Source organism: Streptomyces sp. NRRL F-5630 (assembly GCF_000719475.1).
Classification (GTDB): Bacteria; Actinomycetota; Actinomycetes; order Streptomycetales; family Streptomycetaceae; genus Streptomyces.
Map to the genome: position 1 here is coordinate 72,185 of NZ_JOGO01000014.1, position 25,970 is coordinate 98,154.

The window sequence follows — 25,970 nt, forward strand, 5'->3', positions numbered from 1 at the left end:
CCCGTCTTCCCTGTCCGTCCCCGCGCCCGTGCCGGTCCGGTGCGGGGCGTGCTGTGTGAAAGGGCGTACGTGACCATGGCCGACACGGGCGAACCCGGGCCCGAGCGTCTGGTGGATCTCCTCGATCTGGAGCGGATCGAGGTGAACATCTTCCGGGGCCGGAGCCCCGACGAGTCGCTGCAGCGCGTCTTCGGCGGCCAGGTCGCCGGGCAGGCGCTCGTCGCGGCCGGGCGGACCGTGGAGGCGGGCCGTCCCGTGCACTCGCTGCACGCCTATTTCCTGCGTCCGGGCCGGCCCGGCGTGCCGATCGTCTACGAGGTGGAGCGGGTACGGGACGGGCGGAGCTTCACCACCCGGCGAGTGACCGCCGTACAGCAGGGCCGCACGATCTTCACGCTCACCGCTTCCTTCCACGTGCCCGAAGAGGGTGCCTTCGCGCACCAGTTGCCTCCGGCCGGTCCCGGTCCGCTCGTCGACCCCGAGTCGCTGCCCCGGCTCGTGGACGAGGTCCGCGCCCGCCTCGGCGGGGTGCCCGACGAACTGGAGCGCATGGCCCGTCGGCAGCCCTTCGACATCCGCTACGTGAACCGCCTGCGGTGGACGCCGGAGGAGACCGCGGGGGCGGAGCCGCGCAGCGCCGTGTGGATGCGGGCGGTGACGCCGCTCGGCGACGACCCGCTCGTGCACACGTGTGCCCTCGCCTACGTGAGCGACACGACGCTGCTCGACGCCGTGCGGTTGCCGGTGGAGCCGCTCTGGGGCGAGCGGCTGCTCGACCTCGCCTCGCTCGACCACGCGATGTGGTTCCACCGCCCCTTCCGTACGGACGAATGGCTGCTGTACGAGCAGGAGTCGCCGGTCGCCACGGGTGGACTCGGGCTGGCCAGGGGCCGGATCTACGACAGGGCGGGCAGGCTGCTCGTCTCGGTCGTGCAGGAGGGACTGTTCCGGCCGCGCGGCGGCATCCAGGTGCGGTCCGGCGAGGCGGCGCACGAGCAGGGCGCATAGCCGCCGGACGAGACCGCGCGCGACCTTCGCCGTGTTCACCGGCACCGCCCCGCGCCGGTGCCGGTGCGGCGGCACTCCTGGTACGGCGCGCCGCCCTGCCGCCGGGACCACGGCACGAACCGTCGCCGCGCCCGCCGCTCCCCGGCGCCGATGCCGTTCTCCCCTCGCAGCGCGGGGCAGCAGGCCGGCGGGGTGGAGGGGGGAGCCGAGGCGCAGGCGTGCGGGCAGCAACGGTGCGGAAAAGGGAGCGGGGACTGGCCCGGGAGCGACGTGACGGGTGACCGGCCAACGGTTCCGGCGGCCGAGTGCGACGGCGTGGACGCGGCCGAGGGCGGCGGCGTGGCCGGGACCGGCACGGTGAGGGGCGGGCCACCCCGTTCCTGGCCCACCTCGCGCGGAAGGCGCCCCGAAGGCGAGTCCGCGCGCGGCGGGGGACACGACGGGCAGGTGTGCCCGGAGTGCGTGGGTCCGCCCGGGGGCGAGGACGGGATCGGTGCGGCGGGCGCCGGGCCGCCGGAGGCCGGGGCCTGCGGAATCTGAGACGGCAGCGGGCCCGGGGGCGTCTCCCGAACCTGAGACGGCGGGCCCGGGGGCGTCTCCCGAACCCGAGAGGGCGGGCCCGGGGCAGGGGCCGTCCGCCGCGCGGCACCAGGCGGATCAGCGGGCCAGGGCTCCCCGGACACGCCCCGCGTCCGGGACGGGAGCGGCGCGGTGGGTGGCACACCAGGCTTCCGGTACCGGAGCGGATGCCGGACGGTGGACGAAGCCCCGGTCGAAGGCGCATCCGTGGGGGACGGGGCGACGGACTCCGGTCCCGCGCACACCGCTCCGGCCGGAAGCGGTAGTGACGCCACCCCCGGAGCAGCAGGGCCTGGGAGCCACGCCGCGCCGCTCCCGCCGGAGTACGGCGCTCCAGGCTCCGAGGCCGCCGAGACCCACGGCGAAGGGCCGGTCCGGCGCCCGGCGACTGGCGGGTCGGCGCGACCCGGCTGTGCGGAGGCTGGTGCAGGCACTGTCGGCGGCTGTGGGCGAGAGTCCGCCGGTTCGGAGGGCGGCAGGGTCCGATCGGCCGGGGGCGGGGGCGCGCAGCATGGGTCGGGGAGTTGCAGCGAGGCCGGTTCGGCCTGCGACGCGGAGTGGCCGGGGAGTGAGCGCGGGGCAGCCGGCCCAGGGGGCGCCTGCTCCACGAACGGCGTGGGTCGGAGCGCGGGGGCGGACGAGTTCTTCGTCGCGGAGGGCGTCGCAGGAGGTCCCGGCGGAGACGACGAGACGCCCTCGGAGGCCCTCCGTAGGGCCGTCTCCGCCCCTGCCCGAACCCCCCGTCCTGCCCGAGGTGCTGGCCGGTCGGCACGGGCACGGAGGAGTTCAGCGAGGAACTGTGCCCGGACAGCGGCGAGTTCGTCGCTTCCCTGAGCGCTTTTCAGTGAGGTGAGAGCCGGGGCTCCCGGCGCGGGGACGAGGCGCCGCAGGTAACCGCACTCGTCGGGGTCCGCCGCGCGGGCCGTCTCCTCGGGGCCGAGCTGGACGGCCAGGAGAGCCGCCCGCTCCCACGGGTCGGAGCTGAGCCGGTACAGGCACCCGCGCCGCCGCTCCCGCCATCGTGCCGCGCGCCGGTCCCCCTCCGCCATGGAGCGCAAGGCGACAGGGAGCCTGCCGACCAGCAGATCGGACCGGCGGCGTCCCAGCTCCTCCACCTCCGTGGCGAGGTAGGCCCAGACGACAGCGCGGTAACGGTTGAAGTGGAACTCGACCGGTGCGAGCAGGCCCAGCTTGGCCAGGCGGGTGAAGCGGTGCGGGGCGATGCCCAGCAGCGCGGCGGCGTCGGCGGTGCCGACGCACCGCACCGCCTCGCGGAGAGCGCGAGGAAAGCCCGGCGCCGCCCGCTGCCGCTCGATCTCGCCGACGGTGAAACGGCGCGGGAGCGCGCCCCGCCCGGGCACGGAGGGCAGCACGTCGAGCACGGCCGCCCGCTCCACCTCGTCGGGCATCAACTCCAGCAGAGAGGCGGCCTGTTCGGGGTTGAGCAAGTCACCCCGGCCGGAGCCTCCGCCCCCCGATGTCCTCGTCATCGCCGTCGTTCTGCCACGTACCGCCATACTGTCCCCCTCGGAGCCGAACCTTGGGACAGACCGTAGAGGACAGGACAGACACCACCTTCTTCCCGCCTGTGGATAACTAGGCGGAAATCAGATGATCCACTCACCAGCAAAATGAAATTCCGATAACTCCCCCACCCGGCGTCCTCTCAGCGAGCGCCCCGCACCAGGGCCCCGCCCCCTCACCCGGCCGCGCCCGGCCGCCGGGAATCCACTCCCAGGTGCTCTCCCACCTTGCTCACGAGCAGCGTCATCTCGTAGGCCACCTGCCCCACGTCCGCGTCCGAGCCGCTCAGCACGCACAGGCAACTGCCGTCCCCCGCCGCCGTGACGAAAAGGAGCGCCTCGTCGAACTCGATGACCGTCTGGCGGACCTTGCCCACCCCGAAGTGCGCACCCGAGCCCTTGGCGAGACTGTGCAGACCCGAGGCGACCGCCGCGAGGTGTTCGGCGTCCTCGCGCGCGAGATCGGCGCTGAGGCCCGTGACGAGTCCGTCGTTGGAGAGCACCAGAGCGTGCCTGATGTGCTCGACGCGCTGGGTCAGTTCATCGAGAAGCCACCCGAGCCTTGCGTTGCGTTCCACGTTCCGCTCTCCCCGTCCACAGCCGCTCCCCCTGTTCGGAGGAACTCTTCGGCAAGCCTTCCCCACCACCCGGCGGACAGCAAGGATGATGAGCATATGACCCACAAAATGACCGATGAAGAATGGCGGGCCTTCGTTTCCGAAGGCACGCGGACGGCGAAGCTGGCCACCGTGCGAGCGGACGGAAGCCCGCACATCGCCCCGATCTGGTTCGTTCTGGATGGTTCGGACCTGGTCCTCAACACCGGCAAGGGCACCGTCAAGGGGCGGAATCTGGCCCGTGACGGGCGTGTCGCGCTGTGCGTGGACGACGAGCGGCCGCCCTTCTCCTTCGTCACGATCGAGGGCACCACCGAAATCAGCCAGGATCCCGACGAGTTGCTGCGCTGGGCGACGACGATCGCCGAGCGCTACGTGGGCCCGCAGGACGCGGAGGCCTTCGGGCGCCGCAACGGGGTCCCCGGAGAACTCCTCGTCCGCGTGAAGGTCGAGAAGGTCGTCGCCTACGGCGGCCTCGCCGACTGACCACCGTCGCACGTCACCGCGACACCGCCTCCAGCAGGCGCGCCGCCCGGTACCTCCCCGTGTACGCCACGAGTTCCGCGAGGACGTGACGGACTGTCGTCGCCTCGCGCACATCGCCGGCGAGCACGGGGACGCCCGGGGACAGGCCGAGCGCCGACGCGACCTGTTCGGGGGTGTACGCGGCGGGCCCCGCGAAACGGTTCACGACCACGACGAAGGGCAGCGAGCGGTCTTCAAGCCGGTCCACGAGCGCGAAACTCTCGGCGAGCCGCCCGGTGTCGACGAGTACGACAGCGCCGAGCGCTCCCGCGCACATGTCCTCGCACAGCGCCACCGACCGTTCGAGCCCCGGGACCCCGAAGAGGCACAACGTCAGGTCCGGGCGCAGCACGATCCGCCCGAAGTCGAGCGGGACCGTCCCCTCGCCACTCCCCTGTGCTCCCGCGCCGCCGCCCGGCTCGTACGCGACCACGGGCCCGTACGAGTACCGCGACACCGGCCCGCGCCCCTCACCCCCCGACCCCAGCCCCTCACCGCCCGGCCCGCGCCCCTCACCGCCCGGCCCGCTTCCCGGAGCCACGCCCTCCGGAGCGTGCCCCTCCGGCCGTTCCCTCCCCCGCGAGGGCCCGATCCGGCGCGTGGCACCGACGAACGAGGTCTTGCCGGTGGCGGGTCCGCCCGAGACGACGATCTTGAGGACGAGGCGTTCCCCCGTCGCGTGCCACCGTCCGTCGCTCATCCGCCACTTCCCTCACCGGCACATCCCTGGCACCAGCCGTCCCGGTGCCGAAGCGCCCAGGATGACAAGTCACCGGGGCAGGGGCGCGAAGTGCGAGATTCTTTACCGGACGGGCATGTTCACGCCCGCATCGGACCGTTTCACGCCGTCCCTGGTTCACAAGCGACGCAACGCACGATCGCGTGGATCAACGACGAATCCGCGACGACGGCCGGATACAGCGAGGGCGTGCGCAAGCAGGCGCCATCAAACCGGACCACGACCCCTTTCCGCGCCCCTTCAGGACAGCACCAGATTCCAGCGCCCCCCGTGTCCGCTGAGGGTCGTCACCGCCAGGGGGCGGACGTCGAGGCGCCAGTACGTGGCAAGGGGGAGGCCGAGCGCGTGGACGAGGGCGGCGCGGACCGTGTCCGGTTCGACGAAGAGGGGGAGCGGGCCCGTCACGGTTTCCGCGAGATGGTCGAGATGGGCGCCGACGCGGCGTACGAGAGCGGTCAGCGGTTCGCCGTCGCCGCCCGGGCGCGTCGCCGGGTCGGAGAGCCAGGCGGCCAGGGCGGCGGGTTCCGCCGCGGCCACCGCGTCGAGCGGGCGTCCGCGCCAGCTTCCCGGGTCCTGCCCGGCGAGGGCGGGTTCGGGCATCGCACCGGGGTGGCCTAGGAGGGTGGCGGTCTCGTGGCAGCGCGGCGAGGGCGCGCGGCGGGCCCGTACCCGTACGTTCTCGGCCGGCGACAGCGCACCGTTCGTCCGCAGCCGGTCCGCGGCCGCGCGTCCCCGGTCCGTCAGCGGCGTGCCGTCGTCGAAGGCGGCGGATCGGCTCGCCTCGCTCTCGGCGGCGGAGACAAGGATCACCCGGATCGTCATACCGGCCCGCTTTCACCTCTTGTCATGTCCCGCGTCCGTCAGGCGCCCTTGGCGTTCGGACGAGTGAGCGATATCGTCCCGATGACCCTACAAGCGACATGACGGAATCCGGTGAGAGCCCGGAACGGTCGCGCCACTGTATGCCGGGCCCGCGTGGGCGGACCCTGGTGAGTCAGACCCGTCATGCGTGCGAAGCTCCATCGACCGGGACGCGAGTTCCCCAGGAGGCTTGCCATGGCGCAGTCCGTCGCCCCGCCCGTTTCGGGCTCTTCTCCCGCTTCCGAGACCCCCTTGCGGCTGCCGGTCCGCACGGTGCTGCCGTGGGCGGTCTTCGTCGGCCTCCTCCTGCTCATCGCGCTCTACTTCGTGGGCGCCGAGCAGGGCGCCACCTCGCTGTTCTCCGGCACGGGCGTCCACGAGTGGGTGCACGACGGCCGGCACCTGCTCGGCTTCCCCTGCCACTGACGGGCGGATTCGTAGACCCATGAACTCCGCCATCGTCAGGAAACTCCTCGTGCGCGGGATGCTCGCCGGTCTCGCCGCCGGGGTCCTCGCCTTCGTCGTCGCCTACCTGCTCGGGGAGCCCCGGGTGGACTCGGCGATCGCTCTGGAGGAGGCGCACTCCCACGGAGGAGGCGGCCATGAGCACGAGGTCGAGGTCGTCAGCCGCGGCCTCCAGTCCACCGCCGGTCTCGCGACCGGTGTGCTCGCCTACGGGGTCGCCTTCGGCGGCATCGTCGCCCTCGCCTACTGCTTCGCACTCGGCCGCGTGGGCCGTTTCAGCCCGCGCGCGACCGCGGCGTTGCTGGCGGCGGGTGGTTTCTTCGCCGTGTACCTCGTTCCCTTCCTCAAGTACCCGGCGACGCCTCCGGCCGTCGGCAATCCCGACACGATCGGCGAACGCACGGCCCTGTACGGGCTGATGATGCTGCTGAGCGTGCTGCTCGCGGTCGCCACCGTGATCATCGGCAAGCGGCTCGCGCCGACGCTCGGCGCCTGGTGGGCGACTGTCGTCGCGCTCGCGGGCTTCGCCGTCGTGATCGGCCTCGCGTACGCCTTCCTGCCGCCGGTCAACGAGGTAGGGCAGGATTTCCCCGCCACGCTCCTGTGGCAGTTCCGCGTCGCTTCGATCGGCATCCAGCTCACGTTGTGGACCGGATTCGGCCTGCTCTTCGGTGAGCTGGCGCAGCGACTGCTCGCGCCCGCCGAACGGCGCGTGAAGGCCGGTGCGGCGGCCTCGGCCGCGACCTGAGCGGGGACCCCCGTGTGCGAACGGAGGGAGGCTCTGATCGCGGGCCCTCCCTCCGTTTCCCTGCCTTCCGGCGGGCAGGATGGGTGGCATGAGCGAGAAGGACCGGCAGGCGGTACAAGAGTTCTTCGGGCCGCGCGCGGCGGGCTGGGAGGACAAGTTCCCCGGCGATCAGCCGCGCTACGACGCGGCCACCGGCGTCCTCGGGCTGCGCCCCGGTGACCGGGTGCTCGACGCGGGCTGCGGTACGGGCAGGGCGCTCGCGCCGCTGCGGGAACGTGTCGGCCCCGGAGGCACGGTGGTGGGCGTGGACCTGACGCCACAGATGCTGGGGGAGGCGGCGGCGAAGGGCCGGGGGCGGTACGCGGCGCTGGTCCTCGCCGACGTGGCGCGGCTGCCGCTGCGGGACGGGGCGTGCGACGCGGTCTTCGGGGCGGGGCTCGTCTCGCACCTTCCGGGGCCGGAGACCGGCCTGCGGGAACTCGCGCGGGTGACCCGGCCCGCCGGGCTCCTCGCGCTCTTCCACCCGCTCGGCCGCGCGGCGCTCGCGGCGCGCAGGGGCAGGGAGTTGAGCGAGGACGACGTGCGCGCCGAGGCGCGTCTGACTCCCCTGCTCGCCGCCACGGGCTGGCGGCTCGTGTCGTACGCGGACGAGGAGGAGCGCTATCTCGCCGTGGCGGTACGGGAGCCGGAGCGGGCCGCGGCCGGGTGAGCCGGTCCGCCTCCTCGTGCCCGCGGCGGGGTGACCGGGCTTGCCGCCGGTCGCGTGCTCCGCGCCCGGCCTCCGCCTCGCGTGGCGGGTGAAGGCTTGGGGACGGGCTTGTGCCACCTCTCGACGCCGTGGTTACCCGCTGGTTAAGGTGCGCCAGCCCGCACGCTGCGGGCCTCGCCGTCCCGCTGCCGCGGGAGACGGGACACACGGGTACCGACCGGGAGGCGGACGTGAGCGAGCCGGAGGACGCGCGGACCGGGACCGTGGCCACGGACGTGCCGGAGGGCGCGCGGGCGACGGGTGAGGAGCCGGGGCGGGCGGACGGCCCCACGGCGGGCGGAGGCGACGGGCCCGCCGGTGTCGAGGAGGACGCCTTCCTCGTGCTCACCGCCGCGCTGCTGACCCCGGCCCAGTTCCCCGGAGCCCTCGGCGACGACTACCCGGAGGCGTGCGGCCGGCTGGGGCTGCCGCCCCTCCCCCAGGGGTACGGGCTCATCCTCGGGCAGGACGAGGCGGGGGCGCGGTGGACGGTCGTCGTCGACGACGTCTCCCTCGTCGCCGTCGCGATCGCCTCGTGGGACTGCGGGATGGAGTACGAACTGACCCCGGCACCCAGCGCGATCGTGGCGACGCTGCCGGGCTGGCCCCTCGCGCTCGCCGTCGCCGCGCCCGGGGTGCCCGCGCCGCACGATCCGGACCTCTCGGGGGAGCCGGAGGCTCCCGAGATCCTGCGTCCGCCCTCGGTATCGGGCTGGGGCCCGGCGCAGCGGCGCCTGGGCGCTGACGAGATCTCCCGCCAGTGGGCCACGTGGCGCGCGGAGTACGCGACGGAGGGGGCGGAGGCGGCTGCCGAAGAGGGGGACGCAAGCGGCCCCGAGGCTTCCGCTTCCTACGTGGCCCCGGGTTCCGAGCCCACCGCCGCGTCCGTCCGGGCGGCGCTCGCCGAGGCCCACGCCTACCTCGCCGCTCCGCCGCCGCTCGGGCGCATCCGTTCCTCGTTCGCGAGCGACGAAGCCCGCCTGCTGCGGGTCGACGGCCCCGGCTGGTCGCTCGTGGCCCGTACCGACGACATGGCCTTCGTCCTCCTGGACGCGGTGCCGGGGGAGGTCGTCCCTGTCGCACGCGGCCCCCGCCTCCCGGCCCTCCTGACGGGGCTCGAAGCCCTGGCGGCGCGTTCCTGAGGAAGGGGGGCGGTCCAGGCCGGGCGGCGCGGGGGCCGGGTGGCGAGGGCGTGGTCGGCCGAGGAAGGAGGAGGCTCGGGCCCGGGGCGTCCCGGCCGGCTCCGAGGGCGCTGGGGCGACGCGCCCGGCGTCAGTCGGGGTCGTAGACCGTCACCCCTACCCCCCGTTTCGTCAGCCGCTCCCGTATCAGTGGTTCCACCCGGTCCCAGCGGCCCCCGGCCAGGCCGCAGCCGATGCGGGGCATGTGGACCGTGGCACCGAGGCGCAGGGCCTCGGGGGCGAGGCGGCGCAGGGCCTCGTCGATCGCCTCGTAGCGGACCGGGACGCCCTGGCCGGCGCGGCGGGTTCCGTGCTGGCCGATCATGTTGGCGACCTGGAAGGGGGGCTCGACGGGGATCAACTGGAGGGCGCCGAGGGCGAAGTCGTTGGACGCGCGCTCACGGTGCCAGGCCCGGTAGGCGCGTTCCGGCTCGGGCCAGCGGCGGGAGAGGGCGAGGACGAAGCCCTTGCCCCAGCCGCCGCGGTCGTTGCAGACGTGCGCGATGATCCGCGGTCCCTCGCCGCGCGGGGCCGTCGCGTCGCCTCGGACGTACTCGATGTGCTCCGTCATGCGGGCACCGTAGGCGGTGCCACTGACAGTCGCCCCCCTCAGCGGCCCAGCTGTTTGCGGCCCGCGCGACGCAGCCTGCGGCGCTGGCTCGGGTCGAGGGTGAGGTAGGCGACGGCTGGCACGCCGAGGATGATCAGGAGGGCGGCCCACCAGGGCAGCCAGATGAGCAGGATGAGGCCGACGACGGCACCACCGACCGCCACCTTCGTTTGTGTGGACATGTCTCTCGTCTTCTCCCCCGGTGCTCGTCCGGCCGGGCCGCCGTGCGCGGCCCCGTCCCGGTCACCTGTCGTCAAGAACGGCTCTGCCGCTCCCACGGTTCCAGTGGAGCCCCGATCCGCCACCGGGGCAACCCTGATCTTTCTCGGGGTTCGCCTCCGGCGCACCGCCGAAACGGCTCCGTACGTTGCCGCCCGGGCTCCCGAGGCGCCTCCGCACGCCTCCCCCGGCCGCCTCCCGAAGCGCCTCCGCACGCTTCGCGCGCCGCCCCTCCCAAGGCGCGCCCAGAACGCCTCCCGCACCGCCTTCCGGGGCCCCGCGCCACCCCTTCGTGCCCACCCTCGCGCGGCGCGGCCGTCAACCTTCCGCCGCCGTCGCCCCGGAGCATGCCCTCGGTCCTGCTCACGGTCGAACGAGCGCCGGGAACACGGCACCGAGCCGGATGGGCAGGGTGGTCCGCCTTCGAGAGCGTGGGACGCGTCGCGACCGGCGGGGCACGGGGCAGGACGCCGCGCCGGGACCGGACAGCACGCCCGTGCCACCCCCGGCTGTCGTCACCCAACGCCCCTCGGCGCCCGCGTGCCCACATGGTCGGTACGAAGATGAAGCGTGCTCGCCTGGAGAGCGGGGCGAGCCTCGTGCTCCGCCGGATCGGCGTCATGGCACGGCATCAGCAACCGGAACCGGGTCCGCCTCCCGCTCGGCAGCATCGGGACCGGCTACGTGGGCGGCCTCTGCCTGAAGGGCAACGACGAGCGGAACGTGCCCAACCACCGCTGAACGGAGCGCCGTGGGCCCCGCCCCGCCGCGCGGAGAAGCTCCGTTGCGGCGGGCGGGGCCCACGGCGGCGCACCGCCGGGCAGAGGGGCCGGGCAGACATCGGCCCGCCCGGCCCCCGTGCACCGTGCTCAGACCTGGACGCCCAGCAGGTGGTCCGTCGCGAGCTGGTCGAGCGCTTCGAAGGCCATGCCGCGCTCGGCGGCGGCCTCCACGTCGAAGTCCTCGTACGCGCTCTTGTCGCCGAGCAGCGAGGCGAGCCCGTCCTCGGCGGTGGGCAGGGCGAGCTGGTCGAGACGCGCGGTCTTGAGCGCCTCCCGCACCCTCGGGTCGGCGCGGAAGGCGGCCGCACGCTCCTTGAGGATGAGGTAGTTGCGCATGCAGCCCGCGGCCGAGGCCCACACGCCGTCGAAGTCCTCGGTCCGCGGCGGCTTGAAGTCGAAATGGCGCGGGCCCTCGTACCCGGCGGTCTCCAGGAGGTCCACGAGCCAGAAGGCGTTGCGCAGGTCACCGGCGCCGAAGCGCAGGTCCTGGTCGTACTTGGTGCCGTTCTGGCCGTTGAGGTCGAGGTGGAAGAGCTTGCCCGACCACAGCGCCTGCGCGATGCCGTGGGCGAAGTTCAGCCCGGCCATCTGCTCGTGGCCGACCTCCGGGTTGACGCCGTACAGCTCCGGGCGCTCCAGGCGCTCGATGAAGGCGAGGGCGTGGCCGACCGTGGGGAGCAGGATGTCGCCGCGCGGCTCGTTGGGCTTCGGCTCGATCGCGAAGCGGAGGTCGTAGCCCTGCTCGGTGACGTACTCGCCGAGGAGGTCGAACGCCTCCTTCATGCGGTCGAGCGCGAGACGGACGTCCTTCGCGCCACCGGACTCGGAGCCCTCGCGGCCACCCCAGGCGACGTAGGTCTCGGCGCCGAGTTCGGCGGCCAGGTCGATGTTGCGGATGACCTTGCGCAGCGCGTAACGGCGCACGTCCCGGTCGTTCGACGTGAAGCCGCCGTCCTTGAAGACGGGGTGCGTGAAGAGGTTCGTGGTCGCCATCGGGACGACGAGGCCGTGCGTGTCGAGGGCTTCGCGGAAGCGCTTGACGATGCGCTCGCGCTCGGCCTCGCTGGAGCCGAAGGGGATGAGGTCGTCGTCGTGGAAGGTGACCCCGTAGGCGCCCAGCTCGGCCAGGCGGCGCACGGATTCGACCGGGTCGAGCGCGGGGCGGGTGGCGTCCCCGAAGGGGTCCCGGCCCTGCCATCCGACGGTCCACAGACCGAAGCTGAACTTGTCCTCGGGGGTGGGCTGGTAGTTCATGCGGCTCCCTCGCCATCGTCGTGCGGGCCACGGTCTATTTCGTCATGGCGCTTAACAAATTAGACTCCCGGAGCCCGGCTGTGAAGAGCGGGTGGCGATTCGGCTCCGTCCGGCGGGTGTTCCACCGCGCCGGACGGAGCAGTACACGGTGGTGGGACCACTGGCGGGACGCCGTTCCGGGACGCGGGCGGCGGCGCGAGGGAAGGACGAGGGATGACAGCCGGGGAGCAGGCCGAAGGGCCGTACGTGGTCGGGGTCGACACCTCGACGCAGTCCACGAAGGCACTGGTCGTGGACGTGGCGACGGGGCGGGTCGTGGCGAGCGGGCAGGCCCCGCACACGGTCACGACGGGGGCGGGCCGCGAGTCGGACCCCCGGCAGTGGTGGGAGGCGCTACTGAGCGCCCTGGAGCAGTGCGGGCCCTCCGCGCGGCAGGCGGCGGCCGTCTCGGTGGGCGGCCAGCAGCACGGGCTGGTGACCCTCGACGCGGCCGGGGAACCGGTACGGCCCGCGCTGCTGTGGAACGACGTGCGCTCCGCCCCGCAGGCGCGGGCGCTCGTCGAGCGGCAGGGCGGGCCCGCCTGGTGGGCGGAGCGGACCGGGAGCGTGCCCGGGTCCTCGTTCACGGTCACGAAGTGGGCGTGGCTCGCCGAGCACGAACCGGAGGCGGCGAAGGCCACCGCGGCGGTACGGCTCCCGCACGACTACCTCACCGAGCGGCTGACGGGCGAGGGCACGACGGACCGGGGCGACGTCTCGGGGACCGGCTGGTGGGCGGCGGGACCGGAGGCGTACGACGAGGAGATCCTCGGCCTCGTGGGACTCGACGCGGCGAAGCTGCCCCGGGTCGTGCGGCCCGGTGAGGTCGCGGGGACGGTACGCGGCGACGCGCTGCCCTTCGCGCGCGGCACCCTCGTCGCCGCGGGGACGGGGGACAACGCCGCCGCGGCGCTCGGGCTCGGGCTGCGGCCGGGGACGCCGGTGCTGAGCCTCGGCACCTCGGGGACCGTGTACGCCGTCTCGCCGCGCCGCCCCGCCGACCCGAGCGGTACCGTCGCGGGTTTCGCCGCCGCGCACGGCGACTGGCTGCCGCTCGCCTGCACGCTCAACTGCACGCTCGCCGTGGACCGGGTCGCCGCCCTCCTCGGCCTCGACCGCGAGGCCGTCGAGCCCGGCGGGGCGCTGAGCTTCCTGCCGTACCTCGACGGCGAGCGCACCCCGAACCTGCCGGGTGCCTCCGGACTGCTCACCGGGCTGCGCCACGACACGAGCGGCGGGCAGTTGCTCCAGGCCGCGTACGACGGGGCCGTGTACTCGCTCCTGGACGCGCTCGGCCTCGTGCTCGACGGCGAGGGGGACGAGACCGAGCCGCTGCTGCTCATCGGCGGCGGGGCACGCGGGCGGGCCTGGCAGGAGACCGTGCTGCGCCTTTCGGGGCGCCCGGTACGGGTGCCCGAGGCGAAGGAACTCGTCGCGCTCGGGGCCGCCGCGCAGGCGGCGGGGCTCCTGACGGGCGAGGACCCGGCGGCCGTGGCCCGGCGCTGGGACACGGCGCGCGGCCCGCTCCTGGAACCCGTCGCCAAGGACCACGAGACCCTCGCGCGGATCTCCGGGGTACTCTCCGACGCGGCGCCCCTCCTCGACGGGTCCCCGGTCACGGACTGAGCGGCCGTACGGGGCGCGGCCGGTTCCGCGCCCCGTACACCGCGCGGTGCGGCGCCGTGCCGGAAGCGCTCCCGGTGCGGACGAGGAAACGCCCCCCGCCCTCCGCTTCCGTCCCCCTCTCCCCCACCCCCGAGGAGCCTTGATGACCGCCGTGTTGCCGGATACCCAGCAGGGGATGCGTCGGCGGAATCTCTCGCGGGTGCTGCACACCGTGGCCGCGCACGGGCCCTTGTCGCGGGCCGCTGTCGCGACGCGGATCGGGCTGACCCGGGCCGCCGTGTCGACGCTCGTGGACGAGCTGATCAGGGCGGGCTTCCTCGACGAGCTGGGGCCCGAGCGGCCCGGGCGGGTGGGGCGGCCGGGGTCCGCGCTCGCGGTGAGCGCTCAGGGGCCGGCGGGGCTCGGCGCGGAGATCGGGGTCGATCACCTGTCCGTGTGCGCGGTGGACCTGAGCGGCACGGTGCGGGCGCGCGTCGTACGTCCCGTCGACAACCGGGAGCGGGCGGCGAGGCCCGTGCTCGCCACGCTCGGGGCGCTCGTGGAGGAGGTGCGGGTCGCCGCCGAAGCGCTCGGCCTGCGGCCCGCCGGGCTGGCGGTCGCCGTCCCCGGGCTCGTCGAGCGCGACCGCCCCTTCGTGGTGCGCGCGCCCAACCTCGGCTGGACCGACACCGACCTCGGGCCGCTGCTGCCCGAAGGGCTGCCGGTGACGGTCGACAACGAGGCCAATTTCGGTGCCCTCGCCGAGCTGTGGACCGGCGAGGGGGAGCACGAGGACTTCGTGCACGTCTCGGCCGCGATCGGGATCGGCGCCGCCGTCGTGCTCGGCGGTGAACTGCTGCGCGGGACGCGGGGGTTCGCGGGAGAGCTGGGGCATGTGCCGGTCCGTCCCGAGGGGCCCGCGTGCCCCTGTGGGGGGCGCGGTTGCCTGGAGCAGTACGCGGGGCAGGAGGCCGTGTGGCGGGCGGCGGGCCTCGCTCCGGGGCAGGAGCCGGTCGGGCTGCTCGCGCAGCGCGCGGCCGAGGGTGACAAGGCGGTGCTCAAGGCCCTGCGCGGTGCGGGGAGCGCGCTCGGGATCGCGCTGTCGGGCGCGGTGAACCTCCTCGATCCGGAGGGCGTGGTGCTGGGTGGCTCCCTCTCGCCGCTCGCGGAGTGGCTGCTGCCCCCGCTGCGCCGCGAGCTGACCCGGCGCACGGCGACGGCGAACCCTTACGTGACGGTCTCGCGGCTCGGCCGCGAGGGTCCCCTCCTCGGCGCGGCGCACTCGGTGGTGCGGGCGGTGCTCGACGACCCGGTGGCGCTCGCGGCGGGCTGAGGCGGCCGGGTGAACGCCGAGCTGGACGCGCGTCACCCTGCGTGCGTCGTACGGGAGTTCGGTGTCTTCCGTGCGGCGGGGCCCACCCCGTACCGTGCCTCGTAGCCGACCCCCCGTCCGGCCGGGCGGGGCCCACCACCACCAGGAGGCGGAACCGCCGTGGAACACTCCGGACCAGCGCCCAGCCGCCGCACCCTCCTCAGAGGCACCGCGCTCGCCGTCGTGCCCGCCGCACTGCTCACCGGGCCCCCGGCCGCCGCCGCGAAACCGGCCGCGGTCGACTACCCGGGGGCCGAGCGGGTGCCCGCGAGCACCTCCAACTACACGGTCGCGAACCGGCCTTCGCAGTATCCGGTGGAGTACGTGGTGATCCACGTGACGCAGGAGTACTTCGCGGACACCCTCGCGATCTTCCAGAACCCGGCGAAGCAGGTCACGGCGCACTACGTGGTGCGCTCGGCGGACGGGCACATCGCGCAGTGCGTGCGCGAGAAGGACGTGGCCTGGCACGCCGGGAACTGGGACTACAACACCCGCAGCGTCGGCATCGAGCACGAGGGCTGGGTCGACAAGCCCGAGTACTTCACGGACGCCATGTTCGAGGCCTCGGCCGCGCTCACCGCCTCCGTGTGCGAGCGCTACGGCATCCCGAAGGACAGGGAGCACATCCTGGGGCACGTCGAGGTGCCCGGTACCGATCACACCGACCCCGGCGCGCTGTGGGACTGGACGAAGTACCTCCGGCTCGTCAACGCCGCCTGAGCGCGCGCCCCTCGGCCCGTGGCCTCACCGCACCCGGCGCAGCCAGCCGTGCCGGTCCTCGGCCCTGCCGTACTGGAGGTCGAGGACCGTGCGGCGCAGGGCGAGCGTCGTGGGGCCGGGGGTGCCGTCGCCGACCGTGAAGGCGTAGCCCGCGCCCTTGAAGCCGGTGACGGGCGTGAGCACGGCCGCCGTCCCCGCGGCGAAGACCTCACTCACGGTGCCGTCCTCCGCTCCGGCGCGCAACTCCGCGAGTGAGATGGCCCGTTCGACGGGCCTGAGACCGAGTTCGGGGGCCAGGGCCAGGACCGTGTCGCGTGTGACGCCTTCGAGGATCGTGCCGAGCGCCGGGGTGAGGAGTTCGCCGTCGCGTGTCACGAGGCACAGGTTCATCGTGCCGGACTCCTCGATCGTGCCGTGACCGGCGCTGTCGAGGTAGAGCACCTGCTCGCAGCCGTTCTCGCGGGCCTCGGTCTGCGCGACGAGGCTCCCGGCGTAGTTGCCGCCGCACTTGGCGGCGCCCGTGCCTCCGACGGCCGCGCGCGAGTACGTCTCGGTGATCCACAGCGTGACGCCGGTGACGCCGGAGGGGAAGTACGGACCGGCGGGGCTCGCGATGACGCGGAAGAGGGCCTGGGTGGAGGGGCGCACCCCGAGGAACGGCTCGGTGGCGATGAGGAAGGGGCGCAGGTAGAGGCTCTGCTCGCCGGAGCCGGAGGCCCCGGGGGCGGAAGCAGACCTTGCGGAGGCGGACGTCGCGGGCGACCCGCTGCCCTCGTCCCCCTCCGCTGGGCCGCCGTCCGCCCGCGGCACCCACGCCGCGTCGGCCCGGACCAGCTCCTCCACCGCCCGCACGAAGTCCGCCTCGGGGAGTTCGGGCAGGGCGAGGCGGCGCGCGGAGCGGGCGAAGCGGCGGGCGTTGTCCTCGGGCCTGAAGAGCCACACGCCGCCGTCCGCGTGCCGGTACGCCTTGAGCCCCTCGAAGATCTCCTGCCCGTAGTGGAAGACGGCGGCACCCGGGTGGAGCGTGAACGGTGCGAGCGGGCGGACACCGCCGTCGTGCCAGCCGCGCTCCGCGTCCCACGCCGCGACGGCCATGTGATCGGTGAACCAGCGGCCGAAGCCGGGATCGGAGAGAAGGGCGCGCCGCTCGGCGTCGGGGACCGGCGTGGCGGTGCGGTCGAGGGGGAAGTCGAGGCTCATGCGCTCTTCCTGACGGTCGGCTGCCCGGCATGCTAGCCCCCCTCCCCGCCCCCGCCGGGGAGGAGGCGGGGGCGGGGGCTCCGCGTCAGCCGAGAGCGCGTACGACGACCTGGGTGGCCTCGGCGAGGAGCTGGTCTTCGGCCTCGGCCGTGCGCGCGTCGCGGTAGCTGAGCAGCGTCAGGACGAGCGGGGCGCGCCCGGGCGGGCGGATCACCGCGATGTCGCCCCGTGCGCCGTGGTAGCTCCCCGTCCCCGTCTTGTCCTCGACCGTCCAGCCCTTCGGCACGCCCGCGCGGATCGTCTTGTCGCCCGTGGTGTTGGCGCGCAACCAGCCGGTCAGGCGGTCGCGTTCGGGGGCGGCGAGGACGTCGCCGAGCGTGTACGCGCGCAGGTTCGTGGTGAGCTGGCGGGGCGTCGTCGTGTCGTGGGTCTCGCCGGGTGTCCAGCGGCTCAGGAGCGGTTCGACGCGCTCCACGCGGGTGACGCGGTCGCCGGTCGCCGTCCGGATGAGGGCGCCGAGCGCGCGGGGCCCGCCGAGGTCGGCGAGGAGGACGTTGGCGGCGGTGTTGTCGCTGTAGCGGATCGCGGCGTCGCACAGCGCGTCGCGGCTCATCCCGGTGTCCACGTGCTTCTCGGTGACAGGGGAGTTGGCGACGAGGTCCTTCTTGTCGTAGCGCAGGACGTGGTCCATCCCGGCGAGTCCGTACTTCTTGAGCACGGCCCCGGCGAGGAGCGCCTTGAACGTCGAGTTGTACGAGAAGCGGGTGTCCGCGTGCCAGGCGACCTCGCGCCCGCTGCCGGTGTCCACGGCGTGGACGCCGAGGTGGGCCCCGTAGCGGCGCTCCAGCGCCGTGAACTCGGCGGCCTGGTCGACGGTACGGGCGGCGGGCGAGCCGCTCGACTGCCGCGCGGGTCCGGGCCGCGCCGGCGCCTCCTGCCCGGCATCCGTCCCGCAGGCGGTGAGGGGCAGCAGGCAGAGGGCGGCGGCGACGAGCGCGGGACGGATGCGGGCGGGGCGCATGGGGCGTACCTCCGAGGCGGTGTGGGCGCGTGGGGCGCGAAAGGGTGGTGCGCGCACCGCCATCCCATCATCCCGGGGGTACGGGGACGGCTCCGGCGCGGGCCCGCGCGCGTCGTACGCCTTTGCCCCCGTGACGTACGAAGGGCGCGGTGCGTTCTCGGTACGGGGCCCCACGGCGGCCCCTCCCCCGTCCCCCAGCACGTCCGCGCTCCCGCGCGCGGGCCCGGAGTCGCCCATATGACCGCGCCCCTCGCCTCCCCCGTCCCGCCGCTCGCGGCGCAGCGCACCGCCCGGCTGCCGTGGGCGGCAGCCCGCCCGGCCCCCCGACGGCCGGGCGAGGGCGAGCGGGTGTGCCTCCTCTCGGCGGACGGCGACGAACCGCCCGAGGGGTTCGCGGCGGAGGCGCTGACGCACCGCTCGCCCGAGGCGGGCCCGGGCTCCGGGCCCTGGGACGGGATCGTGGTGCCGGAGCCCACCACGGACGTGCCGTCCGCCGCCTGGGCCGCCGCGCTGCGCCCCGGTGGCTGGCTGCTGACCCGGCAGCGGCTGCGAGGCCGCACGTACGAGCTGTGCTGGACGCTCCGCGCGGACGGCACCCTGCGCGCGGACGAGGTGCGGGCGCTCCCCGACCGCGAGGCCGTGCCGCTCGTCCCCGGCGAACGGGCCGCGTGCACGGCGGACGGGCTGGTGCGGCTCGTACGGGACGCGGAGCAGCCCCCGGCGGGCAGCGGGATCGCCGCCGGGCTCGCCCCCTGCGAGCAGGTCGTGTGGACGTGCGCGACGCTGCGGGACACGACGGGGCTCGACGCGCTCGCGCTGCGGCTCGCCGCGACGGACTCCCGCGCGTGCGCGCTGAGCCTCCTCGGGACGGCGCCCGGCCTGCTGGTGCCCGCCGGGCCCGCCACGACGCCCGCGCTGGCGACCGGCGACTCGCTCGCCTACCTCGTCGTACGCCCCGAGGAGAGCGGCGGGGACGGTGCGTGGCAGGCGGGGGCCGCCTGGACGGGGCCCGAGGGCTCGCGGCTCGCCGCCGCGCTGGAGAAGGCGCTGCGGGAGGGCGCCTGCGACGCGGACGTGAGCTGGTCCGCGCACGTCACAGGGGCGGGCAGGCTCGTGGTGAGCGCCGGGAGCCTGCGCCGCTATCTCGCGGAGCACGCGGCTCCGGCGGGCTGCGCCGATCTCCTGATCAGGGACGCGCACGGCCGGGTGCTGCTCGTCGAGCCCACGTACAAGGACGGCTGGGACCTGCCGGGCGGGATGCTGGAGGACGAGGAGCCCGCGCACGCGGCGGTCCGCGAAGTGCGCGAGGAACTGGGCATCGACGTGTTCGCCGGACGGCTCCTCGTCGAGGACACCGTGCCGCGCGGGCGCTGGGGCCGCTCGATCGTCGCGCGGATCTACGCGGGGCACCCGCCCCACGAGGTGCGGACCGAGGCACTGCGGCTGGAACCGGGCGAGATCGCCGCCGCCGAGTTCGTGAGCGAGGAGGAGGCGCTGCGGCGCGTCCCGGAGGAACTGGCGAAGCGGCTCTCCGCCGCCTTCGTCGCCGAGCGGGAGGGGGAACTCGCCGAACTCCACGACGGCGTACCGCGCACGACGCCCGACGAGCGGCTCGCCGCGCAGGCGCGCGGGGCCCGCCTCGCCCTCGCCGAGCGGCTGGCCGGGCGCGGCCTCCTCGACGGTGACCGGCTGCGCGAGGTCTTCGTCGCGACCCCCGTCGAGCTCCTTCTCCCGCAGGTCTACGCGCCCCGCCCGGGTCCGCGCGGGCACGACGGGATGCTCCAGCTGATCGACTGCCAGGTGCCGCGCGAGCGGGGCGAGTGGCTGGCACTCGTCCACGGCGAGGCGCCGCTCGTCGTGCGGTACGGGGACGAGCGGCTCTGCGAGCGCCCCGCGGGGCGCGTCGTGCCGGCCGATGGGCCGCTGGGCCTCGCCGCCTCCCCGTACCTCGGGCTCGTCCTGCTCCAGCACCTCGGCGCGCAGGCCCGGTCGACGGTCCTGGAGTACGGGACGGGCACGACGACCGCGCTCCTGTGCGCGCTGAGCGGGCGCGTCCACGCCGTGGAACCCGATCCGCTGCTCGCCGCCGGGGCGCACGAAGGGCTCACGGCGCTCGGGCTGCGCGCCGGGGTGACATCCTGCGCGCCTCCCGACCTCCACTGGGACCGGGTGCTCGTCTCACGGCTCGCCACGGGGCTGCCCGCCGGGGCCCCTGAACGGCTCTCGCCCGGCGGGGTCCTCGTCGCCGCGCTCCTCGCGCCCGGCACGGCGTGGCCGGCGGTGGCGGTGCTGCGGCGTCCCCGGGACGGGGGCGACTGCGCGGGCACGTTGCTGCCGCTCCCCCGGGTCGCCGCCGTCCCCGGCCCCCGCGGCCCCGCTCCCGGGCTGCGGCTCGCAGCCGCGCACCTGCTGCGCGAAGGCGAGGGCGTGACGGGGCGGCGAGCCTTGCTGGAGAGGTGGGAGGCGGCGGGCGGTCCGGACACGTACGCGCTGCGGGCGACGGCGGAGGGACAGCTGACGGTGGGCGCGCCGGGGAGTCCGCTCAGCTGGGAGATCCCGCCGACGACGGGCTGAGAACGGCGGCGGAGCAGGGCGGGGCGGCAAGAGGCGGGGGGCGGGCCGGGGGGCGCGGCACAGCGGTGTCCCCGCCCCTCCGGGCCGCCGCCTCCCACTGCGTCCCCACGACGTTCCCTCGCGCGGCCTCGCGCACGGTCTCGCGCGCCCCCGCGCGTCCGTGCGCCGGGTGTGGTGCGGCCTGCTCCGGGTAGCGCGCGGGGGAAGGCATGGAGCGGGTGTCGGGTGGACAGCATGACGGCATGACTCATGGCGTTATGACAATCATGTCGGAGAAGGTGGCGCGGGCGGTGCCCGGTGCGGAGGGCATACCGGGGTGGCCCGCGTGGGGCACCGGGTCCGGAAAGTGAGGGCGCCCGCCTTGCCCTCCCCCCTGCTCCTGACGCCGAGACTGGAGGCGCGCCTCGCGGCGCTGCTCCGCGCACCCGAGGTCCTGTACCCGCTCGTCGAAGGGCTCGGCAGCCCGCTCAACGTCGTGCTGCCGCAGCAGGCCGTGGAGAACGTACGGCGCTTCGAGGCGGCGCGCGACCGCCACCACCTGCGCGGCACGGTGTACTTCGCGCACAAGGCGAACCGTTCCAGCGCCCTGGTCCGGGCGCTCGCCACGAGCAGCGCCGGGCTCGACGTGGCCTCGCTGGAGGAGTTGCGGCACGGGCTCGGCAGCGGATTCACACCGGACCGGATCGGCGCCACGGGCCCGAAGGAGCCCGAGTTCCTGTGGCTCGCGGCCCGCGCCGGGGTGACGGTGACGGTCGAGGACCAGGGCGAGCTGGAACGGCTCGCCGCCCTCGTCGCCCGCTACGAACTGCCCCGCGCGAGGGTGCAGTTACGACTCTCGGGCTTCCCCTCGCAGGGGGTGCGGCAGCTCAGCCGGCCGAGCCGTTTCGGAACGCCGTACGCGGCGCTGCCCGCGCTGCTCGACGGGGTCGAGCGGGTGCGCGAGCGGGTCGAGGTCGTCGGGGTCGCGTACCACATCGACACGACGGGCCTGCCCGAGAAGGCCCTCGCACTGGACGGCTGCCTGCGGGCCCTTGATCTGTGCCTGGAGCGGGGGCTGCGCCCCGCGACGGTGGACATCGGCGGCGGATTCGGCGTGAGCCACCTCGCCGACGCGCGCGAGTGGGAGGCGTACACGACCGAGCTGACGCTCGCGGCACTCGGCCGCCGGCCGCCGCTCACCTGGCGCGGGCACGGCTACGGGCTCGCCAACGAGGGCGGCACGCTGCGCGGTTCCCTCGACCTCTACCCCGGGCACCGCCCGCTCGCCGGGGCCGCCTACCTGGACGCGCTCCTGCGGCAGGACTCCCCCACCTTCGGCCGGCCGCTCGGCGAACTGCTGCTCGACGGCCTGTACGACCTCGCGGTGGAGCCGGGCCGTGCCCTCATGGACCAGTGCGGGGCAACGCTCGCCCGCGTCCTCGACGTGCGCGCGGGCGCGGACGGGATCGCGCAGGTGCGGCTCGCGATGAACGCGGACGACTGCGCCCTGGAGGAGCACGGCATCCTCGTCGACCCGCTGCTCCTGCCCCGGCCGGGGGGCGCGCCGGTGCCCGACCCGGGACCCGGCGCGGCGACGGGCGTGTACCTGCACGGGAACCTGTGCCTGGAGTCGGACCTCATCACGCGCAGGCTCGTCCAGCTGCCCCGGCTCCCGGCACCGGGCGAAGTCCTCGCCTTCGCCAACACCGCCGGGTACGCGATGGACTTCAGCGCCCAGTACGCCGAACGCCGTCCGCCCGCACGGAAGGTGGCACTGGAGCAGATGCCGGGCGGCGGCTGGCGCTGGACCCTGGACGAGCAGTGGTGGCCCACGACGGGGGAGCCGGAGACGGCCTCTCCGCTTCCCGCCACCACCCCCACGAGCACTCCAGCCGCCCACGCGGGCGGCACACCGGGCACGACGGCGGCACAGGCGCAGGGCGCCCCGCCGCTGCCCGGCACGACCAAGGGACGGGTATGAAGTACGACAGCATCCTCGACACCATCGGGCAGACCCCGCTCGTCCGGATCGACCCGGCGGTGCACGGGCTGCGCTCCACCGAGCTGTACGCGAAGCTGGAGTTCTTCAATCCCTTCGGCTCGGTGAAGGACCGCGCGGCCTGGGGCATGGCACGCCCCGCCCTCGGTGACGCCGCCGCGCGGGGCGCCGAGGTCGTCGAGCTGTCCAGCGGGAACACCGCGAAGGCGCTCGCCGTCATCGCCTCGATGCACGGGCTCGGCTTCCGCAGTGTCACGAACCGCATGAAGATACCCGAGGTGAAGGAACTGCTGCTCCTGCTCGGGGCGGAGATCGAGGAACTCCCCGGCCAGAGCGAGTGCCTGGACCCGACGGACACCGAGGACCCGCTCACCCGCTTCCACCGCGAACTGAGCGTCCCCGGCGGCTCGTTCCTCCACACCGACCAGTACTTCAACCCGGCGAACGCGCGGGCGCACGAGGAGGGCACCGGGCCGGAGATCATCGCGGACCTCGGAGGACGGGCGCCCGACTGGTTCGTCGCGGGGGTCGGCACGGCGGGCTCGTCCTCCGGGGTCGCGCGGGCGCTGCGGGCCGCCGACGGCGACGTCCGGGTGCTCGGGCTCGTCGCGGAGAAGTCGGACTTCGTGCCGGGGATCAGGAACCTCGACGAGGTGCAGGAGGTGGGGCTCTTCGACCCGGCGACGTACGACCTCATCGAAGCGGTCGGCTCGCTCGACGCGATCGACGGGATGGTCGAGCTGATCCGGCGCTGCGGCATCCTGGCGGGCCCGACCGGCGGCGCGGCCTATCACGGCGCCGTGCGGCGGCTGCGCGAGGTCGAGGCGAACGAGCCGGAGCGGCGGCGCACGGCGGTCTTCGTCGTGTGCGACCGCGTCGAGAGCTACCTGAGCTACGTACGGGCCCGGCGTCCCGAACTCCTCGGCGCCTCCGCCTCCTTGGCCACGCGCACAGCCGCTTCGGTCGGCGAGGAGGAGCGTGCCGGGGTGCACCGGATGGCCGTCGCCGAGGCGCGGAAGTGGCTGCTGCACGAGCAGCCGCTCGTGGTGGACCTGCGCGGGCCGCACGCCTACGCGGCCCAGCACATCGAGGGCTCGGTGAACATCGCGGACGAGCTGTTCGCCGAACTCCTGCGCGGCGGGCTGCCGTTCAGCAAGAGCCGGCCGGTACTGCTCGCCTGTCCCGTCGGCGAGAAGTCGGTCGGGTACGCGGCGGTGCTGACCCGGATGGGCCATCCGGACGTGCGCAGCCTCGACGGCGGGGTCATCGCGTGGCGCGACGCGGGCGCGCCGCTGGTGCGGGAGTGAGGGGGGCGACCATGTCCGGGGACGACTGGGAGGAACTGGCCGACTGGCAGCGGGAGATACGTGCCCAGTTCCCTATCCTCGCGGCGGAGCCGCACCTCGCGTACCTCGACAGCGCGGCGACCGCGCAGAAGCCGCGCGCGGTGCTCGACGCCGTCACGGCGTACCTCACCACGAGCAACGCCAACGCCGCGCGCGGCACGTACCCCTGGGCCAATCGCACGACGCGGATGATCGAGGAGGTGCGCGCGCGTGTGAAGTCCTTCCTCGGCGACCCCGCGCCGTCCCGCTCGCGTGTGCACTTCACGAGCGGGACGAGCGAGGGGCTGCGCATGATCGCGCGGGACTGGCTGCCCGGGCACCTGCGGGACGGGGACGAGATCGTGGTGCCCTTCGCGGACCACGAGGCGAACGCCTCGCCGTGGCTGGAGGCCCGCGACCTGCTCGCGGCGCGCGGGGTCCGGATCACGGTGCACGAGATGCCGGTGCAGAGCGGCTCGGGCGACTACGACCTGACGGCCCTCGCCGCGCTGCTCACCCCGCGCACGCGGTTCCTCGCGCTGACCCACGTGCACCACGTCTACGGCGCGGACATGAACGTGCACCGGGTGCGCGAACTCGCCGGGGACGACGTGGTGCTGTGTCTCGACGCGGCGCAGAGCGTGGGGCACCTGCCGGTCTCGCTGGCCGCGCTCGACGTGGACTTCCTCGTCTTCTCGGGGCACAAGGCGTTCGCGCTGCCGGGCACGGGCGCGGTGTGGTCGCGCGAGGTGCGCGGGGCGCCGCTGGTGCCGGGCGGCTGGGACGGGACGCCGAACACGGTGGGGATCGCGAGTCTCGGCGCGGCGCTCGCGTGGCTGGAGGACGCCGGTCTCGGCCGGATCGAGCGCTGGACGCGGGGCCTGGCGGAGCGGCTCACCGACGGCCTGAGCGCGTTGCCCGCGTACGAGGTGCTCGGCTGCCCGCTGAGTCTCGCGCGGGGGACCCGCGTGCAGCAACGGCAGAGCATCGTCACGTTCCGCCATCGGGACATCGAGTCGGTCGATCTGGGATTCATCCTCTTCAGTGAAGGCTTCATGGTGCGGGCCGACGGCCTGTGCCAGGCGAGCGGAGGAGAAAAGCGCAGCTCAGTGCGGGTGAGCCTGCATGTGTACAACACCCTGGAGGAGATCGACCGGCTCCTGGTGACGCTGCGCGGCCTGACGCCGAGCTGATGGAAACCATTTTCACCTGTAGATTCGGGGGCCTCGACAGGAAACAGACGGTAAGGGTGGTGCGGCATGGGGCTCTCTCTGCCCACGGCCGAGCGGTGGGTGGACCGCTGGGAACGGCAGCAGCAGCGGTACGCGGTCGACCGCGAGGAACGCTTCACGGTCGTCACGGACGTCGTGGAGCATGTGACGGAGGGGCAGGCGCGCCCGTACGTACTCGATCTGGGCTGCGGTCCGGGGTCGCTGCCCGCCAGGCTCAGCGCCCGCCTGCCGCATGCCCGGATCGTGGCGGTGGACATGGACCCGCTACTGCTCGAACTGGCCCGTACGCGCCACCCCCACGCGGCGCGGTACGTCCAGGCGGTCATCGGCGAGGAGGGGTGGACCGGGCGGCTCGGACTGACCGGCCCGGTGGACGCGGTGGTGTCCACGACGGCGCTGCACTACCTGCCGGAGGAGGACCTGCGGCGCGCGTACGCGGACCTGACCGGGGTGCTGCGGCCCGGCGGCGTGCTGGTCAACGCCGACCACCTCGGCTGCGGTTCCGCCGCGCTCGCCGGGATCGCCGCGCACGTGGGCGCCCGGCGGGCACGGCGGGCGGGAGCCCTGGACAGCGAGGACTGGGAGAGCTGGTGGGCGGCGGCGGCGGACGATCCCGAGCTGGGCGAGCTGTGCGCGCTCCGGGAGCCGAGCCGGTTCGGCGGGACGAGCGGGCTGAGCCTCGGTACGCACATCGAACTGCTGCGCGCGGCGGGGTTCGCGCACGCCGGTCCGGTGTGGCAGGTGGGAACGAGCCATGCGCTGGTCGCGGCGCTTCCGGAAAGGCCGGGAAATAGCGCGTCTCAGGCGGGCGCGGAAGCCAGGGAATTCTGCACTCTGCACAATGCAGAATGACGGGTCCTCACTGTTTTACACAGAGTCGCCTCGCACGGGGTGCGGGTTTTCAAGATCAGGGGCGCGATTTCTGCGGTCCACGGGAACCGGGTAAGCGCTGTCCCGTAATCCCACGAGGCTGAGGGTCATGCCGTGTCCGGGTCGGCGTCGATGGCACCGGCTGAGCGAAGCGAACGCCCGAGGTTTCCGG

General features: G+C 74.5%; 24 protein-coding genes and 1 riboswitch. Of the genes, 15 read left to right on the forward strand and 9 right to left on the reverse strand.

Going from position 1 to position 25,970, the window contains the following annotated elements; translation table 11 throughout:
• Positions 1-75: 75 nt before the first annotated feature.
• The gene (locus tag IF99_RS0109470) at positions 76-1,008 is read left to right on the forward strand and encodes an acyl-CoA thioesterase (RefSeq protein WP_030995933.1); all 933 of its coding nucleotides are present in this window, start codon (positions 76-78) and stop codon (positions 1,006-1,008) included.
• A gap of 35 nt (positions 1,009-1,043) precedes the next feature.
• Here IF99_RS0109470 and IF99_RS35730 read toward each other — a convergent pair whose 3' ends face one another.
• Both IF99_RS35730 and IF99_RS0109480 read right to left on the reverse strand, forming a co-directional pair.
• Complete coding sequence (locus tag IF99_RS35730) at positions 1,044-3,104, reverse strand: DUF6397 family protein (RefSeq protein WP_420705658.1); 2,061 nt, start codon at positions 3,102-3,104, stop codon at positions 1,044-1,046.
• A gap of 182 nt (positions 3,105-3,286) precedes the next feature.
• Positions 3,287-3,688, reverse strand: a complete 402-nt coding sequence (locus IF99_RS0109480; RefSeq protein ID WP_030995935.1) for a roadblock/LC7 domain-containing protein — start codon at positions 3,686-3,688, stop codon at positions 3,287-3,289.
• Between the two features lie 96 nt (positions 3,689-3,784).
• On the opposite strand from IF99_RS0109480, the gene IF99_RS0109485 reads away from it, so the two are divergent.
• The gene (locus IF99_RS0109485; RefSeq protein ID WP_030995936.1) at positions 3,785-4,213 is read left to right on the forward strand and encodes a PPOX class F420-dependent oxidoreductase; all 429 of its coding nucleotides are present in this window, start codon (positions 3,785-3,787) and stop codon (positions 4,211-4,213) included.
• Positions 4,214-4,226: 13 nt separating this feature from the next.
• On the opposite strand, the gene IF99_RS0109490 is transcribed toward IF99_RS0109485, so the two are convergent.
• Both IF99_RS0109490 and IF99_RS0109495 read right to left on the reverse strand, forming a co-directional pair.
• A complete protein-coding gene (locus IF99_RS0109490; RefSeq protein ID WP_030995937.1) occupies positions 4,227-4,952 on the reverse strand; it encodes a GTP-binding protein in 726 nt (241 codons plus the stop codon).
• A 279-nt stretch (positions 4,953-5,231) separates the two neighbouring features.
• On the reverse strand, positions 5,232-5,813 hold the full coding sequence (locus IF99_RS0109495; protein ID WP_030995938.1) for a histidine phosphatase family protein: 582 nt from the start codon (positions 5,811-5,813) through the stop codon (positions 5,232-5,234).
• A gap of 62 nt (positions 5,814-5,875) precedes the next feature.
• Positions 5,876-6,014: riboswitch (cobalamin riboswitch) on the forward strand.
• A 33-nt stretch (positions 6,015-6,047) separates the two neighbouring features.
• Here IF99_RS0109495 and IF99_RS0109500 point away from each other — a divergent pair.
• The 4 genes from IF99_RS0109500 (at position 6,048) to IF99_RS0109515 (ending at position 8,955) form a co-directional block, all read left to right on the forward strand.
• Positions 6,048-6,278: a CbtB domain-containing protein gene (locus tag IF99_RS0109500; protein WP_030995939.1), complete on the forward strand. Its 231-nt coding sequence runs from the start codon at positions 6,048-6,050 to the stop codon at positions 6,276-6,278.
• A gap of 19 nt (positions 6,279-6,297) precedes the next feature.
• A complete protein-coding gene (locus IF99_RS0109505; protein WP_030995940.1) occupies positions 6,298-7,065 on the forward strand; it encodes a CbtA family protein in 768 nt (255 codons plus the stop codon).
• Between the two features lie 88 nt (positions 7,066-7,153).
• Complete coding sequence (locus IF99_RS0109510) at positions 7,154-7,774, forward strand: class I SAM-dependent methyltransferase (RefSeq protein ID WP_030995941.1); 621 nt, start codon at positions 7,154-7,156, stop codon at positions 7,772-7,774.
• A 230-nt stretch (positions 7,775-8,004) separates the two neighbouring features.
• A complete protein-coding gene (locus IF99_RS0109515; protein ID WP_030995942.1) occupies positions 8,005-8,955 on the forward strand; it encodes a hypothetical protein in 951 nt (316 codons plus the stop codon).
• Positions 8,956-9,085: 130 nt separating this feature from the next.
• Here the strand turns inward: IF99_RS0109515 and IF99_RS0109520 are convergent, their stop codons facing one another.
• Together IF99_RS0109520 and IF99_RS0109525 are read right to left on the reverse strand one after the other, a co-directional pair.
• Positions 9,086-9,565, reverse strand: coding sequence for a macro domain-containing protein (locus IF99_RS0109520; RefSeq protein WP_030995943.1), 480 nt, complete (start codon positions 9,563-9,565; stop codon positions 9,086-9,088).
• 38 nt (positions 9,566-9,603) lie between these two features.
• Complete coding sequence (locus IF99_RS0109525) at positions 9,604-9,786, reverse strand: hypothetical protein (RefSeq protein WP_030995944.1); 183 nt, start codon at positions 9,784-9,786, stop codon at positions 9,604-9,606.
• 607 nt (positions 9,787-10,393) lie between these two features.
• On the opposite strand from IF99_RS0109525, the gene IF99_RS33915 reads away from it, so the two are divergent.
• Entirely contained in the window at positions 10,394-10,564 is a 171-nt protein-coding gene (locus tag IF99_RS33915) for a hypothetical protein (RefSeq protein WP_158716585.1), read from the forward strand.
• A gap of 128 nt (positions 10,565-10,692) precedes the next feature.
• Here the strand turns inward: IF99_RS33915 and xylA are convergent, their stop codons facing one another.
• Positions 10,693-11,859, reverse strand: coding sequence for a xylose isomerase (xylA, locus tag IF99_RS0109535; RefSeq protein WP_030995945.1), 1,167 nt, complete (start codon positions 11,857-11,859; stop codon positions 10,693-10,695).
• 213 nt (positions 11,860-12,072) lie between these two features.
• On the opposite strand from xylA, the gene xylB reads away from it, so the two are divergent.
• From xylB to IF99_RS0109550, 3 genes are all read left to right on the forward strand, one after another.
• Positions 12,073-13,524 (forward strand): xylulokinase, encoded by a 1,452-nt coding sequence (xylB, locus tag IF99_RS0109540; RefSeq protein ID WP_030995946.1) that lies wholly within the window; start codon positions 12,073-12,075, stop codon positions 13,522-13,524.
• Between the two features lie 142 nt (positions 13,525-13,666).
• Complete coding sequence (locus tag IF99_RS0109545) at positions 13,667-14,836, forward strand: ROK family transcriptional regulator (protein ID WP_030995947.1); 1,170 nt, start codon at positions 13,667-13,669, stop codon at positions 14,834-14,836.
• Between the two features lie 159 nt (positions 14,837-14,995).
• The gene (locus IF99_RS0109550) at positions 14,996-15,598 is read left to right on the forward strand and encodes an N-acetylmuramoyl-L-alanine amidase (RefSeq protein WP_030995948.1); all 603 of its coding nucleotides are present in this window, start codon (positions 14,996-14,998) and stop codon (positions 15,596-15,598) included.
• Between the two features lie 24 nt (positions 15,599-15,622).
• Here IF99_RS0109550 and ilvE read toward each other — a convergent pair whose 3' ends face one another.
• Entirely contained in the window at positions 15,623-16,798 is a 1,176-nt protein-coding gene (gene ilvE, locus IF99_RS0109555) for a branched-chain-amino-acid transaminase (RefSeq protein WP_030995949.1), read from the reverse strand.
• Between the two features lie 85 nt (positions 16,799-16,883).
• A complete protein-coding gene (bla, locus tag IF99_RS0109560; RefSeq protein ID WP_030995950.1) occupies positions 16,884-17,819 on the reverse strand; it encodes a class A beta-lactamase in 936 nt (311 codons plus the stop codon).
• 237 nt (positions 17,820-18,056) lie between these two features.
• Between bla and IF99_RS0109565 the strand changes: the two genes are divergently transcribed.
• From IF99_RS0109565 to IF99_RS0109585, 5 genes are all read left to right on the forward strand, one after another.
• Positions 18,057-20,393: an NUDIX domain-containing protein gene (locus IF99_RS0109565; RefSeq protein ID WP_030995951.1), complete on the forward strand. Its 2,337-nt coding sequence runs from the start codon at positions 18,057-18,059 to the stop codon at positions 20,391-20,393.
• Between the two features lie 361 nt (positions 20,394-20,754).
• The gene (locus IF99_RS0109570; protein WP_037826673.1) at positions 20,755-22,353 is read left to right on the forward strand and encodes a Y4yA family PLP-dependent enzyme; all 1,599 of its coding nucleotides are present in this window, start codon (positions 20,755-20,757) and stop codon (positions 22,351-22,353) included.
• A complete protein-coding gene (locus IF99_RS0109575) occupies positions 22,350-23,678 on the forward strand; it encodes a pyridoxal-phosphate dependent enzyme (protein WP_030995953.1) in 1,329 nt (442 codons plus the stop codon). Before IF99_RS0109570 ends, IF99_RS0109575 begins: the two co-directional genes overlap by 4 nt.
• A gap of 11 nt (positions 23,679-23,689) precedes the next feature.
• The gene (locus tag IF99_RS0109580) at positions 23,690-24,889 is read left to right on the forward strand and encodes an aminotransferase class V-fold PLP-dependent enzyme (RefSeq protein WP_030995954.1); all 1,200 of its coding nucleotides are present in this window, start codon (positions 23,690-23,692) and stop codon (positions 24,887-24,889) included.
• Positions 24,890-24,955: 66 nt separating this feature from the next.
• A complete protein-coding gene (locus IF99_RS0109585) occupies positions 24,956-25,780 on the forward strand; it encodes a class I SAM-dependent methyltransferase (protein ID WP_199806476.1) in 825 nt (274 codons plus the stop codon).
• The last annotated feature ends 190 nt before the right edge of the window (positions 25,781-25,970 follow it).

Bases quoted from the DNA above. Each gene is read 5' to 3' on its own strand.
- IF99_RS0109485 (WP_030995936.1), top strand. From the start codon at position 3,785: ATGACCCACAAAATGACCGATGAAGAATGGCGGGCCTTCGTTTCCGAA.
- IF99_RS0109525 (WP_030995944.1), bottom strand. From the start codon at position 9,786: ATGTCCACACAAACGAAGGTGGCGGTCGGTGGTGCCGTCGTCGGCCTC.
- xylB (WP_030995946.1), top strand. From the start codon at position 12,073: ATGACAGCCGGGGAGCAGGCCGAAGGGCCGTACGTGGTCGGGGTCGAC.
- xylA (WP_030995945.1), bottom strand. From the start codon at position 11,859: ATGAACTACCAGCCCACCCCCGAGGACAAGTTCAGCTTCGGTCTGTGG.
- bla (WP_030995950.1), bottom strand. From the start codon at position 17,819: ATGCGCCCCGCCCGCATCCGTCCCGCGCTCGTCGCCGCCGCCCTCTGC.
- ilvE (WP_030995949.1), bottom strand. From the start codon at position 16,798: ATGAGCCTCGACTTCCCCCTCGACCGCACCGCCACGCCGGTCCCCGAC.
- IF99_RS0109580 (WP_030995954.1), top strand. From the start codon at position 23,690: ATGTCCGGGGACGACTGGGAGGAACTGGCCGACTGGCAGCGGGAGATA.
- IF99_RS0109510 (WP_030995941.1), top strand. From the start codon at position 7,154: ATGAGCGAGAAGGACCGGCAGGCGGTACAAGAGTTCTTCGGGCCGCGC.
- IF99_RS0109565 (WP_030995951.1), top strand. From the start codon at position 18,057: ATGACCGCGCCCCTCGCCTCCCCCGTCCCGCCGCTCGCGGCGCAGCGC.
- IF99_RS35730 (WP_420705658.1), bottom strand. From the start codon at position 3,104: ATGGCGGTACGTGGCAGAACGACGGCGATGACGAGGACATCGGGGGGC.
- IF99_RS0109500 (WP_030995939.1), top strand. From the start codon at position 6,048: ATGGCGCAGTCCGTCGCCCCGCCCGTTTCGGGCTCTTCTCCCGCTTCC.
- IF99_RS0109520 (WP_030995943.1), bottom strand. From the start codon at position 9,565: ATGACGGAGCACATCGAGTACGTCCGAGGCGACGCGACGGCCCCGCGC.
- IF99_RS0109495 (WP_030995938.1), bottom strand. From the start codon at position 5,813: ATGACGATCCGGGTGATCCTTGTCTCCGCCGCCGAGAGCGAGGCGAGC.
- IF99_RS0109585 (WP_199806476.1), top strand. From the start codon at position 24,956: ATGGGGCTCTCTCTGCCCACGGCCGAGCGGTGGGTGGACCGCTGGGAA.
- IF99_RS0109490 (WP_030995937.1), bottom strand. From the start codon at position 4,952: ATGAGCGACGGACGGTGGCACGCGACGGGGGAACGCCTCGTCCTCAAG.
- IF99_RS0109545 (WP_030995947.1), top strand. From the start codon at position 13,667: ATGACCGCCGTGTTGCCGGATACCCAGCAGGGGATGCGTCGGCGGAAT.
- IF99_RS0109470 (WP_030995933.1), top strand. From the start codon at position 76: ATGGCCGACACGGGCGAACCCGGGCCCGAGCGTCTGGTGGATCTCCTC.
- IF99_RS0109575 (WP_030995953.1), top strand. From the start codon at position 22,350: ATGAAGTACGACAGCATCCTCGACACCATCGGGCAGACCCCGCTCGTC.
- IF99_RS0109505 (WP_030995940.1), top strand. From the start codon at position 6,298: ATGAACTCCGCCATCGTCAGGAAACTCCTCGTGCGCGGGATGCTCGCC.